This window comes from uncultured Dysgonomonas sp., assembly GCF_900079725.1.
In the GTDB taxonomy this organism is placed as follows: Bacteria; Bacteroidota; Bacteroidia; order Bacteroidales; family Dysgonomonadaceae; genus Dysgonomonas.
In genome coordinates this window covers 1,953,457-1,974,184 of record NZ_LT599032.1, presented here as the reverse complement: position 1 = coordinate 1,974,184, position 20,728 = coordinate 1,953,457, and the positions used below count along the sequence as shown (strand labels likewise).

Sequence of the window (20,728 nt, the reverse complement as noted above, 5' to 3'; positions counted from 1 at the left end):
GTGCTCTTTATTTGAAATTATAAAGAATAAAGAGCACACTATTTTTATCTGATATATAAATCAGAAATTAGGGTTTTGTGCAATACTTCCTTCCGACAAAAGAACTTCCGTATTAGGAATAGGGAATAATAAATCCCTGTTTTCCTGGAATGTTATTCCTTTGTTGCTATTTTCGGTCTGGTTTGACAATTCATATTCATCTGTAGATTCATACAGGTTATATCTGACAAAGGTTCCGTTTTGACCGAATACATTGCAAATAGCCTTTTTGCCATTGTCGTCTGTCCAGCGGCGAAGATCGTATAAACGATGATTTTCAAGGGCTAATTCCAGACGTCTTTCCAGTCTTATCGCATCTCTAAGGGCAGTTCCCGACGATGTTACCTCGGGCAATTCTACACGGTCGCGAACTCTTTTCAGTGCTTTACGGGCGTTTTCATCATGTCCTTCTTCGTTTGCTGCTTCAGCATACATCAATAATACATCTGCAAAACGAAGCAATCTGTGATTCAGATTGTTATGATTTGAGTCGTATGGGGTAATGCGCTGAGCATGAGGGATATAATATTTTCTATTAATACGTGCCGATTTGTGCTTAGATGGAGTTATCAGATAATCTTTGCCTTCATCCGAATCGTCTCCGGCAACATCATCCCCATTCTTTACAATAGTCCAGCGAAGACGTTCTGTATCTCCCGCATCTAAGAATGCTTTTTCCAGATTACTGGTCGGTAATCCCCAAGACCATCCCGAATCGTCACGAGAACCGGTAAACACAGGCAGCCTGCCTCCTAGGTTGTAGCTGATATCGGAATTGAATTGTACTTCGAAAAGTGATTCTACGCTATTGTTATGATCTATAGACCATACATCCTTAAAGTTGGTGCATAAATCATATTCCTGTGTATCTATCAATTCTCCCAACAGGGTTTCGGCTTCGCTATATTTGCCCTGATATAGATAAGCTTTACCCAGATATCCCATAGCAGCACCTTTTGTAGCCCTGCCAAGGTCTGATGAGCTATACTCGCTTCTCTTAGGCAGTCCGGCGATAGCATCTTTCAGGTCCTGCTCTATCTGAGCATATGTTTCATCAATGCTTTTACGCTGGATTCCGTGTACCTCTTCAGGCATCAGCATATCCAGCACAACAGGTACTCCTCCATAATTCTTTACTAAATCGAAATAGAAGAATGCGCGAAGAAATTTAGCTTCAGCTATCATTCTTGTGCGGAGAGTCTCATTTTTAATCGGAGCATCTGCAACCCTGTTTATTACAATATTACATCTTAATATACCTTTGTAGCGATATTGCCAGAAATTTGATATAGGCCCGTCAAATTTAGGGTTTCCGTAATGACCCATTCTAAGCCAGTCACTCTGCGACTGGGTTGTATTACCCAACCAAAGGTCGTCGGTACACATATCGAATCCTACATAAGGAGCCTGAACCTGCCACCAGTCGTCGAAAAATATGGCTTGGTAACATCCTGCTACCTGTTTCAAACATTCCTCTTCCGTTTGGAAGTAAGTGTCGAGATTTTCCTGTCCTAATACAGGCCTGTCGAGAAAGTCAGAACAACTTCCCAATGAAAGCATTAGAGCCCCGCCAATAAATATTTTTAATATATTTTTCATTGTTTGCTACTGATTAAAAGTTAATATTAAGACCGAATAGGAATGTGCGAGGGTTAGGATAACCCAGATTGTCAATACCGGCTTCCAATGCGCTTCCCAAAGCCGCACGCTCAGGGTCCATTCCTGAGTAGCTGGTAATGGTAAACAGGTTTTGAGCCGATGCAGAAAGGCGTATACCTAATCCTTTGGTCATTTTTGTTGGCAGGGTATAACCTATCTGCAATAATTTGCAACGGAAATATGATCCATCTTCAACGAAGAATGAAGAAACCCTGCGGTAATTCAGGTTAGCGTCAGTATAGGAAAGACGTGGGTAATAGTTGCTTGTACCTTCACCTCTCCATGCCTTATCGTATGCGTCTGCAAATACATTCTGCCCTTCTGTTCCGGCATAAAAACCACCCTTGGCACTATTGTATATATCGTTCCCGATAGTACCGTAGAAATTAGATACCAGATCAAAGTTTTTATATCCCAAACGGATATTCAAACCAACCATCAGATCAGGGAAAGCGCTACCTATATATGTTTTATCTTTTTCGTCGAATACTCCGTCGTTATTCAAATCTTTGAAGCGGATGTCTCCCGGAACAGCATCCGGCTGAAGCAATTCTCCTGTGTTGCTGGTATGGCTATTGATCTCTGTCCAATTTTGGAAAATGCCATCTGCTACATAGCCGTAGAAGCGGCTGATCTCGCCTCCAACTTCGTTCTTTATAATGTACTCATTAAAGAATCCTCCCCTTAAGTATTCTGTAGTAAGACCGAAACCTTTTGCGATATTTTTTACACTGGAAAGGTTTACTCCAACTTCATAATTAAAGTCTCTCATCTGGTCTTTCCAATTCACCGATAATTCCCAACCCTTGGCTTCCATACTACCAATATTAGACCACATTTCTGCATTCCACATAGGAAAACCTGTAACCATCAGATTTTGTTGTTTAATCAACATATCTTTGGATTTTTTGAGGAAAATATCAGCTGTAATATCCAGACGGTTATCTAAAAAGCCTGCGTCTATTCCCAAGTTGTAGTCTTCTACTTTTTCCCACTTCAAAGTTGTATTACCTACAGAACTAATACTAGTCCCTACATAGCGGTCCGAATTGAAAACATAGTCGGATGTACCAATTAGGTTCAGGTAAGAATTTGGATCTATTTTGGTATTTCCCACTTGTCCCCATCCTGCGCGGATTTTCAGATTTGACACTATATTCTGGTTTTTCATAAATCCTTCTTCCGAAACTCTCCATGCAACAGATGCGGCAGGGAATGTAGCATACTTACTTCCTTCCGGAAATAAGGAAGAACCGTCGGACCGAATCGAAGCCGTGAGATAGTAGCGGTTATCGTAGTTATACATTACACGTCCTAAATAAGATAGAAAGGAGGTATATACATCGGTTCCGGATGCTTGAGGATTTAATGTTCCAGCACTTACATATTGAAGATCTTGGTGATTGCTAGGTAAAGCTTCTCTTGATCCGGTCAACCAGTATTGCGCAAACTTCTCCATAGTGAAACCTCCCATAAGGTTCAGATTATGCTTTTCATTGAATGTACGCATGTAATTTAATGTATTGGTCCACGTCCAATCTACCCAATGATTTGAATTCCGTTCAATTTTACTCTGTTCGCTTTGTTCAAGATTATCAATGTAAAATTTAGGAGTATAATTGTCGGTCATTCTGAAGCGTGCATTTACACTGAACTGTGTGCGGGCTACCAACCCTTTTATAGGTTCGATGCTCAGATATGGGTTCATCATTAGTCCGTATTCATTGCTGTGTTTATTTTGACGGGCAATGCTTCCTGCCGGATTCCAAACCTGATTGTGGTAAGAACGTGCATAGTTATTGTATTCGTTTGCACCCCAGTCTTCTCTGGCTCTATATACAGGTGTTGTAGGGTCCATGCGCATAATGGCATCGAACAGGTTAGGGGTGTCATCCCAGTTTTCGTAACGAGGAGCAAAATCTACTCCGGCTTTTACAATGCTATTGAATTTATACTCGGTATTGAATCTACCTGTAATACGTTCCCAGTAACCAACATCGAATTGAGAATTCTGACGGAAGTATCCAAAGCTACCACTGTAAACAAATTTATCTGTTCCTCCCTGAAAGCTAAAGTTGTATGATTGAGTATATGCTACATCGTTAACAGTCTGGTCCCACCAATCCGTATCAGAGAATGAACCGATACCGGCAACATCCCAGGGTGCATTACCTCCGCCTTTAGCTTTGTCGTTTTCGTAACGTTCTTTAAATACCTTCTCGTAAGTAGCGGCATTTGCCATATCGGGTTTGCTCAGGGTTTGCATTCCTAGAGATGCGTTCACCTGAAATTTTACTTTTCCTTCCGATCCTTTCTTAGTAGTAACCAAAATTACCCCATTAGAACCTCTTGTACCATAGATTGCAGCAGCAGATGCGTCCTTCAGTACTTCGATGCTTTCTATGTCATTCTGATTTAGGAAGTTTATGTTTGTTCCGTCTGCCATAGGTACTCCGTCCACTACATACAGCGGATCGGAACCGTTTATTGTGGTCACACCACGGATTATCACGCGCGGATTATCTCCCGGGCCACCCGAACCGGTGATCTGTACACCATTGGCTTTGCCCTGCATGGAATATAGGGCATTTCCGGATGTCATGTTCTTTAATGCTTCTCCTTTTACGGTAGTTATGGAACTGGTCAGGTCACTCTTTTTCACCACGCCATAACCGATAACCACTACATCGTCGAGCATCTTTGTATTATCTTCCATCACAACATTTATAACCCCGCCTTTGTCCATCTTCACTTCCTTGGTTATAAGGCCGATCATGGAGTATACAATCGTAGCATTTTCCGGAACATTCAACAACGTATAATTACCATCTATGTCTGTCATTGTTCCATTGGTTGTGCCTTTTTCCATTACAGTGACGCCAATAAGAGGCTCATTGTCGGCAGCCGTAACTTTTCCAGTAAGTGTAACTTTGGTCTGTGCCATAAGACACAGAGGCAAGGTTAGTAATAGAATTATCAGATATTTTTTCATAAGTATTTATTTATATTTTTTACTTCTGTTTATGTTTACTCACGGACAAGTTTAGCCCTTCCCAGATGAGCATCAAAGTATAATTTATAAGACCCTGTTTGTTTTACTGTCGGTTTCGCCCAATTATCAGCACCGTTAGGTTTGGTCCAAGCGGGGTTCTTATAGTCGCCATAATAATTGAATATTTCCGGTTCGTCCGAATTGTCTACTCGCCATGAGCAATAGTTCCACCATCCATCAGAGTGCCAGTTGTGGAAAACAAAATTCATTTTCTCTCCTGCTTCCAAAGACAATGGGTTTGCCAGGTAATAGAGGTGCGGATTGGTCGCATCCTGTGTAAAGCGGCTTACTTCTCTCGGATTGGAAGTCATATAACCAAAATAGAACTCCTGAAGCCAGCTTCCACCATCACCCCAAGTATCCAGACTGATAGAACCGAATTTATGAGGAACAGGATCAATCGCATCAGCAATGGCATATGTCTTGACTTTGTAAATAGCGGTTTTTACATTAAATGTAATTTCATAATATACATTCGCCTGAGTTAACACTATAGGTTCTGCAATATCGGGGTCATCAGTCAATTTGGTGTTATCGGCGGGATCGATACCGAAACAGATCGGAGTGAAATCGCTTTTTTGTGGTAAGAAGAAAATCTCAGTACCTGCTTTCTGGCAATAATAATTCGCTTTATATTCATAAGCGGCAGTACGCTCTATGCGCATAGGCACACCAAAAACGTCACTGTTCAACTCGGCTACAGTCGCTACATCCGCAAGGTACATTTTAGGGAAGTCCGGCATTTCCGATACAGTGATCACACTGGTCTTGCTAGTTTCGAGTCCGGCTTTGTCAACGGCTTTTAATGTCAGGTTATATGTAGCTACAGCCGAAGGTAATGTTATAGGGTCGTTAAACTCAAGAGTCTTGCCTGAATTTGTGAAAGTTGTGATTTCTTTCGAGTAATTGATTTCAGGTATGTCTATTGTTACCAGATCCAAAGCTTTATCATCTTCTACAGTAAACTTAACATTCAATCGTGTTTCTGTTTTCAATAGAACAGTTATGGCTGCATCCGGAGATACGGTAAATACAGGATTTGTGAAATCCCCGTCCATGGTAACCAGTAGAGTTTCGGTAGTGGTACGTCCGCCGCGGTCGGTGGCGGTAACATCCAATTGGAAATTGTCTCCCTCCAGCTCTTTGACTATCTTGTACTTATAGTTCAGGTCGAAAGAATATACAACGCTGTCTAATGTAAGATCTATCGTCTTATCCAGATTGAATGCCGCATTTTTCAGATTGATGGAGCGAAGCCCGTCTTTGTCTTCTACTTTTGCTTTGATTGTAATTTCCCTACCGGGTTCTGTCTTTATATTCGAAGAGCCCATAACAATTGTAGGAGGTAACCCATCTACATCGGAATAGCCATCATCATCGCTACATCCATTCAATAGAAATAGAAGGATCAACAGCAAGCTAATACACTTTTTTGTTTTCATGAAATCAGATTTTAGTTTATGATTTTTTTTAATTTAAGGTCTCAGACCTATTTATTACTTTGTATCTGCAATGGCAATAGTCAGTTACAAATAAAATATGTTGTATTAAATACTTTCTATAGCTTATTTCTTGAAGAATACAATTAAAACCGCAGTTGTGATTGCTCTAATTGTACCAGCACCACATTCCCGCAGCAAATGTATATATTGATCGACTACAGACGTGAACGCAAACTAATCATTAATGAATGCTAAATCGGTCAATGCTCAATTAGGGTATCTATATTATCAGATTATTATTACATTTGAATATCAATAGTCAAAGTCTAATAAACCGTATGAGATCGTATTTACTTCTAATTCTTATTTTTTCGTCATTTTTATCATCTTATGCTCAGCTCTATACGATAAAAACGCTGGGTATAGAGCATGGTGTCTCAAACAATTATATTGTGAGCATTACGCAGGATAAGCGGGGTTTCTTATGGTTTGCAACCGAATCCGGATTGAATAGGTTTGATGGAAATAGATGTAAAGTTTATAAGAAAAATAACATTGAAGGAAGTAACAGCATAAGCGGGAACGAACTGAACAAAGTATATGCCGACAAATACGATGATATAGTCTGGATCGCAACACAAAGGGAAGGGCTGAATGCGTTTGATTCTAATACTGAAATATTTACACATTATAGACATGACGCTGCCAATCCATCGGGAATTATAACAAACGACATTACCGATATCACAAATTCTAAAGATGGTAACTTATGGCTGTCGACATATTACAGAGGTGTCGAATATTTCAATAAAAAGAGTAAGACATTCGAACACTATAATCAGTCTACGGTTCCGGGAATGGTTAATGATAATGTCTGGTCTGTAAATGAAGACAATAAAGGATTTTTATATATCGGACATGTATCGTCGGGACTGAGCATACTATCATTGAAAGACAAAAAGATAAGAAATTTCAGGCACGATCCGGATGATAAGGAAAGTTTGCCCGGCGATGAAGTAAGGACTATCTATGTAGATAAAAATGATAATGTATGGATAGGGACGAACAATGGGCTGGCTCTTTTTAATACGGAGAAAGAATCGTTTATTGTATTCAAACACGATCCTCAGAATAAAGCATCCCTGATCTCGAATTACATATATACAATTAATCAACTCAACGACGGCAAATTATGGGTAGGGACAGAAAAAGGAGGGGTAAGCATCCTCGATATAAAGCAAAGTATGTTCCTGACCCCTCAGCATGTTTCTTTCAACAATATAACTTACCGGGACGATAGCAAAGGATTCTCGAATCCGACAATCCGATGTATTTATCAGGACTCTTTCAACAATTCCTGGTTTGCCACATATGGAGGAGGGATAAACTTCATCAGCCATTATTCACCTTTTTTCGATACATGGTCATACTCACCTATACAAACCCTGAATAATTCTTTAAATAACCCGATAGCATGGGGGATATGCACTGACGAGAAAGACCGTGTATGGATAGGTACCGATGGTGGTGGAATCAATGTGTTCGAAAACGGCGAAAGAACCCATATTTTTGACAAAAAGACTAATAAAATAACTGATGATGCTATATTAGCCGCGATCAGGGATTCTAAAAATAACTTATGGTTCGGCACCTTCCGGGGAGGTGTGAATATATTTGATTCGCAAAGTAAGGCTGTTTCAGAATTTATGATAGATGGCAACATTGATATCAGATGCTTCTATGAAGATAACGAAAAAAATATGTGGATAGGTAGTACCTCCGGGCTATATAAATACAATATAAATACAAAAAAAGGACAATTGTTTTCTACGGATAACTCTGGATTGTCCAATAATCTTGTGCGTGCCATATCGAGAGACAACAAAGGGCAAATCTGGATCGGCTTTTTCGGGGAAGGGTTGGCTATTCTTGACAAGAATTTGAAAGTCATTAAAACTCTGAAGACTGACCGGGGCTTTCCATCCAATACTGTAGATCATATATATAAAGACACAAAAGGGCAGATGTGGGTAGCAACAGGAGAAGGGCTTGTCTGTTTTAAATCTCCCGATAAAATGGATGAATATACCGTTTTTGACGAAAAGGACGGGCTGATAAACAGCCATATACGCGCCATAACCGAAGATAAGGATGGTAACATATGGATTAGTACCAATGGTGGAATCAGCCGTTTTATACATAGTAATAATAAATTTGACAATTACAATCATTACAATGGGGTTCCTCTGGGTGATTTTATGAGTGGTTCGGTAACAAAAGATTCTAAAGGAACGATCTTCTTCGGTTCACAAAACGGAGTTTGTTATTTTAAACCTGAAGCTGTACCTACCCAAATAGATTTGCCTCCTACAGCCATTACCAGTTTCAAGATATATAGCGACCAGTTGAAAATATCGGATAATGATACGGATATACCGGTTACATCCGAGATCGAATTAAACTATAATCAAAATACATTCAATATATCATTCAATGTATTGGACTACTCTCTCAATCATCTGGTAGACTATACTTATATGCTCAAAGGGTTGGAGGATTTGTGGTATAATACACAGGGAGAAAACTCCGTAACGTTCCGCAACATCCCTCCCGGTACATACGGACTGTTAATCAAATCGCGGGTTAAGAATCAGGAATGGTCGGAAAATATTACCTCTCTGACAATTAATATAAATCCGCCATTGTGGCTTACATGGTGGGCTAAAGCGCTGTATATTATAACGATATTTTGTATAGTAATTCTTATTCTTCGTTTTTACAAACGTAAACTTGATCTGGAAAATTCTCTCACTCTGGAAAAGAAAAACCATCTTCAGGAACAAGAATTAAATAACGAAAGGCTTCGCTTTTTTACAAATATAACCCATGAACTGCGTACTCCTCTGACTCTCATACTGGGCCCTCTGGAAGATCTGCATAGTGATCCGGGCCTGCCGGAAAAGCACTCATCCAAAATATCAGCCATATACAGAAGTGCTACACGGCTGTTGAGCCTTATAAACCAGATACTGGAATTTCGAAAAACAGAAACCCAAAATAAAAGGCTAAGTGTCTACAAAAGCGATATTTCACAACTGTTACATGAAGTAGGACTGAAGTATAAAGAACTGAATACGAACAAACGAGTCTCTTTCAATATCAGTATAGAAACGCAGAATGTGGATGTTTTCTTTGATTCAGATGTGATAACGACTATCCTTGAGAACCTGTTGTCCAACGCATTCAAGTATACTCAAAAAGGTAGCATCTCCCTTATATTGAGATCCGTAGAGAATAGTGGTGTAAACTATACCGAAATAGAGGTCAGAGACACAGGCAGGGGTATTCCTCCGGAATCAATCTCTAAAATATTTGACAGGTATTATCAGGCCGAAAGGGAACAGCAAGTATCGGGTACAGGTATCGGTTTGGCTCTTGTGCATAATCTTGCGTCCATACATCAGGGAGAAATATCTGTCGAAAGCAAACCCGGTGAAGGGACGTCTTTCCGTTTCAGGATCGTAACGGATAATACTTATCCGGATGCTTTACATATGGACAAAACGGCTAAAGATGTCATAGAAGAAAACGGAGAGATTGTAAAATCAGAGCCGACAGATACCAAGCAGGTGATTCTGGTTATCGAAGACAATGACGATATCAGGGATTATATCCATAACTCCTTATCAGAGCAATATAAAGTATATACTGCATCAAATGGGAAAAAAGGCTTAAAAGAGGCATATACTCATATTCCGGATATTATTATCAGCGATATTATGATGCCCGAAATGGATGGTTTCGAACTAAGCAGAATATTAAAGGAAGATGTGCGTACAAGTCATATACCAATCATCCTGCTTACTGCTAAGGATTCTATTCAGGATCGGACGGAAGGGTATAATATTGGAGTAGAGTCGTATATAACAAAACCGTTCAGTGCCAGCTTGCTGCATAGCCGTGTAACCAATTTGCTCGAAGCCCGGCGGAAGGTGGCAGAATTGATAAATAATAATACTGCAAACAAAAATGCCATCATAATAGACTCTATAAGCAAAATAGATAATGAGTTTATAGAAAAAGTAACGTCCATTATTGAACAGAATCTGGATTCGGACAATGTAGATGTTGCATTTATAGCGGACAAAATGAACATGAGCCATTCCACACTATACCGAAAGGTAAAAGCTCTTACGGGTATGTCTGCTAATGAATTTATAAGAAAAGTAAGAATACGAAATGCAGAACAACTTCTTCTCACAGGGAAATATACTATCTCCGAAATATCCTATATGGTAGGAATGAATAGTGTTACTTATTTCCGCCAATGCTTCAAAGAAGAATTTGGCTTAGTACCCTCCGAATATATAAAACAGATAATGAACAAAAAGTAATCGGGAGTAAATAATATTTTATCTTTTCACGGAAAGTTTATCTATGTATGTAGCTGTTAGCCTTTAGCTGATAGCTTGTAGCTCTTTGAAAAAATGAATTAGCAGATTTGTAAATTAGCATATTAGCAAATGGATGAAATAGTGTAATGTTTTTTAAGAGTTACGAGTTACTGCGCCCTTCGGGCAGTTACAAGTTACGGGTAGACAAGAAACAAGTTGTTAACTGATGACTGTTAACTGATTTTCCTGTTACCTTTGTTACTTTTTATTTTTAACCACGGAGTAGAAGGAGTAACACGGAGTTTTTTATAAACGGGATGCTTCACTCCGTTCAGCATGACAGAATCCAGCACTGTTGACTGATGACTGTTAACTGAATTTTCTGTCAGATGTGTCAGGTTTTAACAGAATGTAGTTAATAAATATAAATATTACAATGAATTATAAATTGAACTTTGCGACTTAGCGTCTTTGCGTGAGAATACTGTTGACTGATGACTGTTAACTGACAAGCCAATTATTAATTTTTCAATATTCATTATTAATTGTTTCCTGTATTTGGTTTTCGTCTATTTCTTATCCAAACAACCGGATTTATAATATATGACTCATTTACTATCCTATTTTGCCCTATCTATACCCCATTGCATTCTGTCATATATTGTATTTTTGTTAACGCTGAAATTAACAAATTTAATATATCATGAAATTATCAAGATTACTTTCGAGTGCCGTTCTATGCCTGCTGACGTTATCGCTAGCTGGTCAGGTAAGTTTCGGTGAGCCGGAGAAGATTAACTCCAACTGGAAATTTACGTTAAATGATGTCAAAGACGGCCAAACTCCGTCACTGGATGACAAAAGATGGAAAACTGTCGATTTACCCCATGATTGGAGTGTGAAAGGTCAGCTCAGTCCTACACTTGCCAGTGCCACAGGTTACCTGCCCGGAGGTATAGGTTGGTATCGTAAGACAATCAATGTACCCCAATCTAAACAAGGGGAAAAAGTATACTTATACTTCGAAGGAGTGTACAATCGTAGTGAAGTGTTTATCAATGGACAGTCGTTGGGCAAACGCCCGAATGGTTATGTCTCTTTTATGTACGATGCCACTCCCTACATTAAATACGGGGAAGATAATGTAATCGCTGTTCGCGCAGACCATAGTCAGTCGGCAGACTCACGCTGGTACACAGGTTCGGGTATCTATCGTAATGTATGGATGGTATATGCCAATCCTCTGCATATTGCCCAATGGGGTGTATTTGCATATCCTAAATCAGTGACTAAGAAACAAGCCGTTGTGTCTGTGTCTGTGGAAATGGACAATTCTATAGTAAAAGATGCAAATCTGACTATCACAAACGAGTTATTATCGGCAGATGGTAAGGTTGTTGCAAAAGCTTCGAAGAAGCTGCAAATGGCAGCCGGAAACAATAAGGTGTCAGCAGAACTGAAAGTAAACAATCCTCAGTTATGGGATTTGAATAATCCGAATCTGTACCAATTAAAAACAACGGTGCTCAAAGACGGTAAAGTTATAGACCAAACCACTACTACTACAGGTATCCGCAACTATACATTCGATCCGAATAAAGGATTTGCCCTGAATGGTGAATGGATGAAGGTAAAAGGTGTATGTATCCACCATGATGCGGGTGTATTAGGCTCGGCTGTACCAAAAGATGTGTGGAAACGCAGATTGTTTACACTGAAAGAAATAGGAGTGAATGCTATCCGTACCAGCCACAATCCTCAGGCTCCCGATTTATATAGCCTGTGCGATGAATTGGGACTATTGGTACTCAACGAAGCCTATGACGAATGGGAATTTCCTAAACGCAAATGGCTCGAAGGCTGGAATGTGGGAACTCCCGGATTTCAAGGTAATTTCGATTATTTTGAAGAGTGGGGAGAAAAAGACTTAGCAGATGTTGTCCGCCGCGACCGCAATCATGTATCCGTATTTGCATGGAGTATCGGCAATGAAGTAGATTATCCGAACGATCCTTATTCTCACCCGGTATTGGATGGTGGCGCTGCAACAGGCTTTACTCAGGCTATGTTTGGAGGATATAAGAAAGATGCTCCTGATGCCATGCGTTTGGGAGATATAGCTAAACGGTTGGTAGCAGTAGTTAAGAAGTACGATACATCACGCCCTACAACAGCCGGACTGGCGGGAGTAGCTATGTCTAATCAGACTGCATACCCCGGAGCATTGGATATCGCAGGTTACAACTATACAGAAGGTATGTATGCCAAAGATCATCAGACATACCCTGAGCGCGTAATTTATGGTAGTGAAAACCGCCATGAACTAAGCGCATGGAAAGCGGCAAGAGATAATGAATATATTTTCGGACAATTCCTGTGGACAGGTATAGACTATCTGGGAGAGTCGGGGCGCTGGCCGTCAAGAGGCTTTTACTCGGGCCTGCTTGATTTCGGAGGCTTTATTAAACCCAGGGGATATTTCCGTCAATCACTTTGGTCTGATAAACCGATGGCTTATCTGGGAACTTACCCTACACCGGGAAAAGGAAGCAAAAGCCAGATGAAAGACGTATGGTCTCAGTTGGATGCAGAAAATGAAGGTAATTATGAAGAGAAAACCCCATCGATGGATGCATGGCCTATCTGGAATTACCAGGAAGGACAGTCTATCCGTGTAGTAAGCTATACCAATGCAGCGAAAGCGAGACTGGAACTGAATGGAAAAGAGGTTGGCCAGACAAAGGATTATGACGATAATACAGGTATTATCTACTGGGATATCCCTTATCAGGCAGGTAAGCTGGAAGTGATAGGAATGGATAAGAATGGGAATGAAACAGCCCGTTATGCGATACAATCTTCTACGCAGCCTCATGCTTTGACCATTGTGCAATCAGAAAAAGAGGTTTGCAAAGACAAAGGCCTTATTCAGGTAATAGTGCAAGTAGTGGACGAGAATGGTGTGCCGGTAATGCTATCTGATAATGAAATCACTTGCAGAATAAGCGGCCCTGCAAAGCTATTAGGATTGGAAGCTAGTAATAATGAAGATATGAGTGACTATACAGATAATAAGCATCGTGTGTTTCATGGTCATATTCTGGCTTACATACAGGCTACAGGCGAGCAGGGTGAGGTTAAAGTCCAGTTCACATCTCCTTGGCTGAAGTCAGCGGAAGAGACAATTCAGGTCAAATAGGACAATATATAATCAATCTCTTTATAATAAAAACGGCGTCGGTAATTGAACTACCGACGCCGTTTTCTATCGTACTTTTTATAATGGTTTATTTGGCAATATCAATCAATTCCACTTCGAAAATGAGATTGGAAAAAGGCTTTATAGAACCTTGTTCTCTTGCTCCATAAGCTAAATCGTAAGGGATGTATAACATCCATTTTGAGCCGACAGGCATTAATAGTAAGGCTTCAGTCCAACCCTTGATTACTTGGCCTACACCAAATGTAGTAGGTTCTCCTCTTTCAATACTGCTGTCGAATACAGTTCCGTCTAGTAATGTACCTTTATAGTGAACTGTTACGCGGTCTGTTGCAGCCGGCTTGGCTCCTGTACCTTCTGTTATTATCTTATACTGCAAACCGCTAGGCAATGTCACTACTCCGTTCGCAGCCTTATTCTCTGCCATAAATTTATCACCTTCGGCAATCTGGCTGGCATATTCGGCTTTCATTTCTTCCGCTTTCTTCGCTTCGTTTACCTCTTGTGCTTTTTGAGCGGCATCCTGTATAATACCTTCTGATCCTTCTATTAGTAGTTTTTCATCTTTCAGGCTATTAGAGAAAGCTGAAACAAAGGCATCGATATTCAGCTTGCCGGCTCCGCCTAATATTTCTTTCGAGAAATTATCGGTCATAGTCGAAAGCTGGCTGCCAATTGCCACACCCGAATTAAATGCAGATTTACTTTTATCTTGTTTTATCGTTTGCGCAAAACCGACCAAAAACTCTTCTAAATTGGCAGCATTGGCTTTTGTCAGGGAATCTAACTTGGAGGCCATTTCCACCTTCAGTTTACTTTGTTTTGCGGCATCAGCCTCTTTTTCTATTTTGGATGTATAGTCAGCTCTCACCGCAGCGGTATCGGCTATAACTCCCATTTGAGACAGATAAGGTTTCAACCCGCTTTGTACCATGTTTACACCAAGAGCATAAGATATGGTATCAGCCTGAGTACTCAGAATAGGCTCTGCCGCCACGATTTTCTTAGATGTTGTTTTTTTCTGTGCAAGCAGGCCTTCCGGGCTTAATATTGCGCATGCAACCAAAGAGAACAGTAATAATTTCTTCATATGACTAATTTTATTTGTTGATATTCTATGTTTATAGTTTCTGAGAATGTGTATATTATATCGAGATGCAAAAGTAGTATTTTTTATCCGTCTATATAATAACTTCAATAAACTTATTGTGAAATCTTGTAAAAACTTGAAAACTAATCACTACCTTTGCGCGTCCTTAACGGCTGACTCTCTTATGTCGAATATTCTTTGGGGTGGGAGTAGGCCTGTTGAAGGGTTAATTACCACATAAGAATATTTATAATTTTTAATGAAAACATTTGAAGAATTAGGGGTTGCAGCGAATATCCGCAAAGCGATCGAAGAAATGGGTTACGAGAATCCCATGCCCGTGCAAGAAGAAGTGATTCCATACCTGCTGGGCGAAACAAGCGACATAATCGCATTGGCGCAAACGGGAACGGGCAAGACAGCCGCTTTTGGATTGCCTGTACTACAAAAAATCGAAGTAAAAGAAAACGTACCTCAGGCATTGATACTGTGTCCTACCCGTGAACTCTGTTTACAGATAGCAGGTGATCTGGCAGATTATTCAAAATATATTGACAATCTGAGAGTTCTCCCTGTATATGGAGGGTCGAGCATTGAGAGCCAGATTAAATCTCTGAAAAGAGGAGTACAGATTATCGTTGCTACTCCGGGGCGTCTGATAGACCTTATCAACCGTAAAACGGTAGATTTGAAGAACATAAAATATGTTGTGCTTGATGAGGCGGATGAAATGCTGAATATGGGCTTTACGGAAAGTATCGATGAGATACTATCTAAAGTACCAGACGAAAGAGTAATGCTCCTTTTCTCGGCTACAATGCCAAAGGAGATTGCCAAGATTACCAAAAAATACATGCAAAGCCCTAAAGAAATTACGATTGGCCGTAAGAATGAAGGGTCGAACAATGTAAAGCATGTATATTATATGGTGCATGCAAAAGATAAATATCTGGCGTTAAAACGTATTGCCGACTATTATCCGAATATATATGGTATCATTTTCTGCCGTACCCGCCGCGAAACACAGGAGATTGCCGACAAACTGATACAGGACGGATACAATGCCGATTCTCTGCATGGTGATCTGTCTCAGGCACAGCGGGATTATGTGATGCAGAAATTCCGCATTCATAATATTCAGTTACTGGTTGCAACTGATGTAGCTGCCCGCGGACTGGACGTTGACAGTCTTACACATGTTGTCAATTACGGATTGCCTGACGATATAGAATCATATACCCACCGTAGCGGACGTACAGGCCGTGCTGGTAAAACAGGTACATCCATCTCTATTGTCCATGTAAAAGAGAAGGGTAAAATCCGGGAAATTGAGAAAATCATCAATAAGAAATTCGAGCAGGGAGTAATTCCTTCGGGAGAAGCCATTTGCGAAAAGCAATTGTTCAGTCTTGTTGACAGAATAGAGAAAGTAAAGGTAAACGAAGATGAAATATCGAACCTTCTCCCATCTGTGTACAGGAAACTCGACTGGCTGGAAAAAGAAGATATTATAAAGCGTGTTGTGGCTCTTGAGTTTAACCGCTTGATCGACTATTATCGTGATGCAGATGAAATAGAGGCTCCTTCCGACCGCTTCTCCAAAGGAGACGATAAGTCATACCCTCGTCGCAAAGACCGTGAACGTTCTGATCGTTCTTCGGGAGGTAGCCGCGGTGCGGAAAAGGGATACTCTCGTCTTTTCATTAATATCGGACGTACAGACAGTGTGAATCCGGCAACACTCATGGGATTGGTAAATGATTTCGTACCAGAGAAGGTGAATATCGGACGTATTGATATCATGCAAAACTTCTCCTTCTTCGAAGTACCTGAAAAGGATGCTCAGAAAGTGATAAGCGCAATGAGTCGTCAGGAACAGAACGGTCGTCGCATATCTGTAGAAGTTGCCCAAGGTGGCGGAGGTGGAGACCGTGGTAATTCCGGCGCTTCCCGTTCCGATAGAAGTGGAGGATATCGTGGAAACAGTGGTTCTTCACGTTCTGATAAGGGATCGAAAAGAAATTCAGATTTCAGATCTTCAAAACCGTCGGATAAAGGACATCGAAAAGGTGGACGCAAGCCGAAGTTTTCCTGATAGGAGACTAAGTTAACATTTATATATATACGTCAGTTGTCTTATCGATACGGGATAAGTGACTGACGTTTCTTTATATAGCGATTTCTTATTTGATAGTCTTATCCCTTAATACTGTCTGTAATAGAAACTCGACCATTCTTTTCTTATATCGAAGCATTGATTCCATATAAAAATAGATAAGCACTGATGCTAGAATAAGAGTGAGACTGTAGTCCCTGTATTGATTTCTGACTCTATCTTATATTCAATTCCGTTCTTGTCCAGTATACGTAAGGCTATTGAAAGGCCGATACCGCTACCTTGCACCTCGTTCGTATTATCTGCCCGATAAAAAGGTCTACTGATATCTGCCAGTTGGTCTGATGGAATACCAATACCCTTGTCGGCAATGGACAAGCACAGCCTGTCAGATTTCTTGTAGAGATGTATGGTGACATTCTCTCTGGAAGAATACTTCACCGCGTTTTCCACCAGATTGAATAAAGCAATCAGTAATTGGGTCCTATCCTTATCTACAGACATCAGTTGCTCATCTTCCGGTTGTATATCCATATTTACCAGAATCTTAGAACTGGGATAGAGGCTTTTCATCTTGCTTATAATCTCCCATATCAGTTCGTCTATCCGCATACAAGAGGCTTCCTTTTCATCCTTCTTCAGGTCGGAAATAATAATGAGAGTGTCCAATATCTCTTCCATTTGCACTATCTGTTCAATAAGCTTTCCCGACAGTTGCCGGTATTCTTCAGGGCTGCGGTCTTTTATAGAGAATAAATCTACATTCCCCATCATGGAAGCCAATGGAGTCTTAAATTCGTGGGAGACATATCTTACAAAATTCTTTTGGATAATAACCGTCTCGGATATCTTTGCCAGTAAATCATTGAATGTTTCTATGAGGTTCTGCAATTCATCTTTTGTATCAGGCGATTGTATCCGGACATTCAGATTTTTTGTAGATATGTTTTTCACCTGGCTTATCACATCACTAAACGGACGGTATGCGATGCGCGATACCCAGCGGCTGAGGACGACAATAGCTAAAAGTCCGATAACAAAGGATGTGATCAATATCCACAACAATAGATTCACCTGTTCGGTAAGTCCGCTTTCGGGCACTTTGGCGATAACGACAAAGTCTCCCTGATTATCTTCATAGAATATGCCATAGCAAAGATATTCGTCTATAGTGAAAGACAAATGCCTGTTGAGCCGTATCTTATCCAGAATAGAAACAGGGATATCGGATACACCGACGCCATATGCTATATTATTGTGCATGTCATATACCTGATAATATGAGTCGGTTACCATTTCTTCAAACTGTGCCTTAATCTTTGCAAACTCTCTGTCGTTTAATTCGTCCTCCTCAAGGTAGAACAAAGCTGATATATGAGCCGTTTTTTCAAGATTACTATAAATGGATTTCTTTGAGTTGTTGTAGAACAGGCCGTATATAAGCAAGGATATAATAGCGAAGATTATACCGAAGATAAGAGAACAATACAGGCTCAGGCGATTTTTTACTTTCATGCGATACCTCTAATCATAAGTTTCTATCATATAACCCCGTCCCTTTACAGTTTTGATAAGCTTTACATGTCCATCCGTATCTATCTTATTCCGCAGGTACGAAATGTATACATCCACCACATTTGTATTCGTATCGTAGTTTACACCCCATACGGTATCCAGCAATTGGGCGCGGGACAATACTTTGTCCTTATTTTCCATCAGTAATTTCAATAATTTGAATTCCTGCATTGTAAGTTTAATCTCTTCACCTCCTCTTTCTACCCGGTGTCTGTCTTTAAATAGCTTAAGATCGTCACATTCCAGTACATCGGATGCAACATCATACTTTAATCCTGCCCTACGGGTCAATGCATTGATATGGGCTATCAGTTCCCTGAGGAGAAACGGCTTGGTCAGGTAATCATCTGCTCCACAGTCCAGCGCCCTGATTTTGTCCTCCGCATCACCTAAGGCACTGATGACAAGTATGGGGGTGTTGATTTTTTTATAACGCGTATATTGTAATAATTCGATACCATCTATATCTGGTAACATAATGTCCAGCAAGATCAGGCTCCACTCTTTTTCGCTGATCAGGCTACGTGCATCTACTCCGTTTTCGGCAAGAACAACAAAGTATCCGGTTTCTTCCAGACCTTTCACCACAAATTCACTGATGCGGTGATTGTCCTCTATTAATAAAATCTCCATAACACATAGTTTTAGAATTATAAAAGTAACGATTTTCAATTAATGCAAATATTATATTGAATTAAAACGTTCAATAATGCTATTGTGGGCAGTTGAGTGTTAGTTTTGCTGATTATTCAATAGTAAAAAAGGTAATAAAAGTAACAGTTTTTTCAGTGAACAGTTAACAGCCATTAGTTAACAACTGGTATCTCGTATCTTGTCTACTTGTAACTATTCCCAAAAAGGTAACAAAGGTTACACTTTTTCTACCTATTACTTTTTACCCACTCTGTAACCTCCCCATTTGGGCAGGGCTGTTAAGTTCTCCACCTTATTCTGTTATTTTCTGCTGTCATTCTGAACGAAGTGAAGAATCCCGACCCTGAGAAACGAGATGTTTCACTCCGTTCAACATGACACAGAGGGTATAAGAATTCAGAACTTAACAGCCCTACCCCTCGGGGAAGTTGGAGTGGTCAATCAATATTTCAAAGAACTATCAACTATAAGTTTATACTACTATAGATAAATTTTTCAAGAGATATTATGCTTCGTTCTCCTTATTACATTTTTGATTTAAACCTTAAAATATCTATCTTTGAAAAATCTGATTTTAAAATTTGATCAAAATGATAAACACCCGTCAATTATTAGTAGCAAGTACTTTGCTGCTATTTACATGTGTAAATATGAATGCTCAAAAGACCGTTAAGTTATGGGGTACAAATCCTCCGACAAGTAATGAAATAACAGAAGCTGAGAAATATGAGAGAGATGGAGGCTGGGTTGTAAATGTATCTTCTCCTGAACTTTCGATCTACCAGCCCGACAAAGCAAAAAGCACGGGAATAGCTGTTGTGATATGTCCCGGAGGAGGATATGCCGGACTGGCTATCGAGCATGAGGGTGTGCAGTTTGCGCAATGGCTGAGCGGGCAGGGAATAACTGCCGCTATATTAAAATACCGAATGCCAAATAAGCATAAGGAAATCCCATTAGATGATGCACAACAGGCAATCCGCTATATGCGTGAACATGCTGGTGAACTTGGTTTTGATGTCAATAAAATAGGTATTGCGGGTTTTTCTGCAGGCGGTCATCTGGCTGCGACAGCCTCCACTCATTATGCTATAGAGGGTACAAGCACAAGGCCTGACTTTTCAATCCTTTTCTATCCCGTTATCACAATGGAAGTGGCTACGCATGGAGGTTCCAAGTTAAATCTATTAGGAGATAATCCTTCTATTACCGATGTGTATACTTTTTCGAACGAAAGGCAGGTAAATGTGAACACTCCGCCTGCAATATTGTTATTGAGTGATGACGACAAGGCGGTTCCGCCGGCTAATAGCATATTATATTACGATGCCCTGAAACAGAATGATGTGCCGGCAACAATGTATATATTCCCCGAAGGAGGGCATGGCTGGGGTATGAGAGAGAATTTCAAATATCATACACAAATGCTGGACTTGTTGGCTATGTGGCTGAAAGATATACAAAACAAACAATAATATTTAATCAAA

The 20,728-nt window shown here is 40.2% G+C and carries 10 protein-coding genes; 4 read left to right on the top strand and 6 right to left on the bottom strand.

Annotated features, from left to right (window positions below; genetic code table 11):
* Nucleotides 1-60: 60 nt before the first annotated feature.
* Genes QZL88_RS08400 through QZL88_RS08390 form a run of 3 tightly spaced genes read right to left on the bottom strand, consistent with a single transcriptional unit; the run spans nt 61 to nt 6,192 of the window.
* Complete coding sequence (locus QZL88_RS08400; protein ID WP_296940047.1) at nt 61-1,638, bottom strand: RagB/SusD family nutrient uptake outer membrane protein; 1,578 nt, start codon at nt 1,636-1,638, stop codon at nt 61-63.
* A 13-nt stretch (nt 1,639-1,651) separates the two neighbouring features.
* Complete coding sequence (locus QZL88_RS08395; RefSeq protein WP_296940046.1) at nt 1,652-4,690, bottom strand: TonB-dependent receptor; 3,039 nt, start codon at nt 4,688-4,690, stop codon at nt 1,652-1,654.
* A gap of 35 nt (nt 4,691-4,725) precedes the next feature.
* Nucleotides 4,726-6,192: a hypothetical protein gene (locus QZL88_RS08390; RefSeq protein ID WP_296940044.1), complete on the bottom strand. Its 1,467-nt coding sequence runs from the start codon at nt 6,190-6,192 to the stop codon at nt 4,726-4,728.
* Between the two features lie 338 nt (nt 6,193-6,530).
* Here QZL88_RS08390 and QZL88_RS08385 point away from each other — a divergent pair, with 338 nt between their 5' ends.
* The gene (locus QZL88_RS08385) at nt 6,531-10,586 is read left to right on the top strand and encodes a two-component regulator propeller domain-containing protein (protein WP_296940043.1); all 4,056 of its coding nucleotides are present in this window, start codon (nt 6,531-6,533) and stop codon (nt 10,584-10,586) included.
* A gap of 703 nt (nt 10,587-11,289) precedes the next feature.
* Complete coding sequence (locus QZL88_RS08380; protein ID WP_296940041.1) at nt 11,290-13,785, top strand: sugar-binding domain-containing protein; 2,496 nt, start codon at nt 11,290-11,292, stop codon at nt 13,783-13,785.
* An 88-nt stretch (nt 13,786-13,873) separates the two neighbouring features.
* Here the strand turns inward: QZL88_RS08380 and QZL88_RS08375 are convergent, their stop codons facing one another.
* Nucleotides 13,874-14,896, bottom strand: coding sequence for an FKBP-type peptidyl-prolyl cis-trans isomerase (locus QZL88_RS08375; RefSeq protein ID WP_296940039.1), 1,023 nt, complete (start codon nt 14,894-14,896; stop codon nt 13,874-13,876).
* Nucleotides 14,897-15,155: 259 nt separating this feature from the next.
* Between QZL88_RS08375 and QZL88_RS08370 the strand changes: the two genes are divergently transcribed.
* The gene (locus tag QZL88_RS08370) at nt 15,156-16,991 is read left to right on the top strand and encodes a DEAD/DEAH box helicase (protein ID WP_296940038.1); all 1,836 of its coding nucleotides are present in this window, start codon (nt 15,156-15,158) and stop codon (nt 16,989-16,991) included.
* Between the two features lie 192 nt (nt 16,992-17,183).
* On the opposite strand, the gene QZL88_RS08365 is transcribed toward QZL88_RS08370, so the two are convergent.
* Together QZL88_RS08365 and QZL88_RS08360 are read right to left on the bottom strand one after the other, a co-directional pair.
* The gene (locus QZL88_RS08365; RefSeq protein WP_296940037.1) at nt 17,184-18,527 is read right to left on the bottom strand and encodes a HAMP domain-containing sensor histidine kinase; all 1,344 of its coding nucleotides are present in this window, start codon (nt 18,525-18,527) and stop codon (nt 17,184-17,186) included.
* 9 nt (nt 18,528-18,536) lie between these two features.
* On the bottom strand, nt 18,537-19,220 hold the full coding sequence (locus tag QZL88_RS08360) for a response regulator transcription factor (RefSeq protein WP_296940036.1): 684 nt from the start codon (nt 19,218-19,220) through the stop codon (nt 18,537-18,539).
* A 611-nt stretch (nt 19,221-19,831) separates the two neighbouring features.
* Between QZL88_RS08360 and QZL88_RS08355 the strand changes: the two genes are divergently transcribed.
* Complete coding sequence (locus tag QZL88_RS08355; protein WP_296940035.1) at nt 19,832-20,716, top strand: alpha/beta hydrolase; 885 nt, start codon at nt 19,832-19,834, stop codon at nt 20,714-20,716.
* Nucleotides 20,717-20,728: the final 12 nt, after the last annotated feature.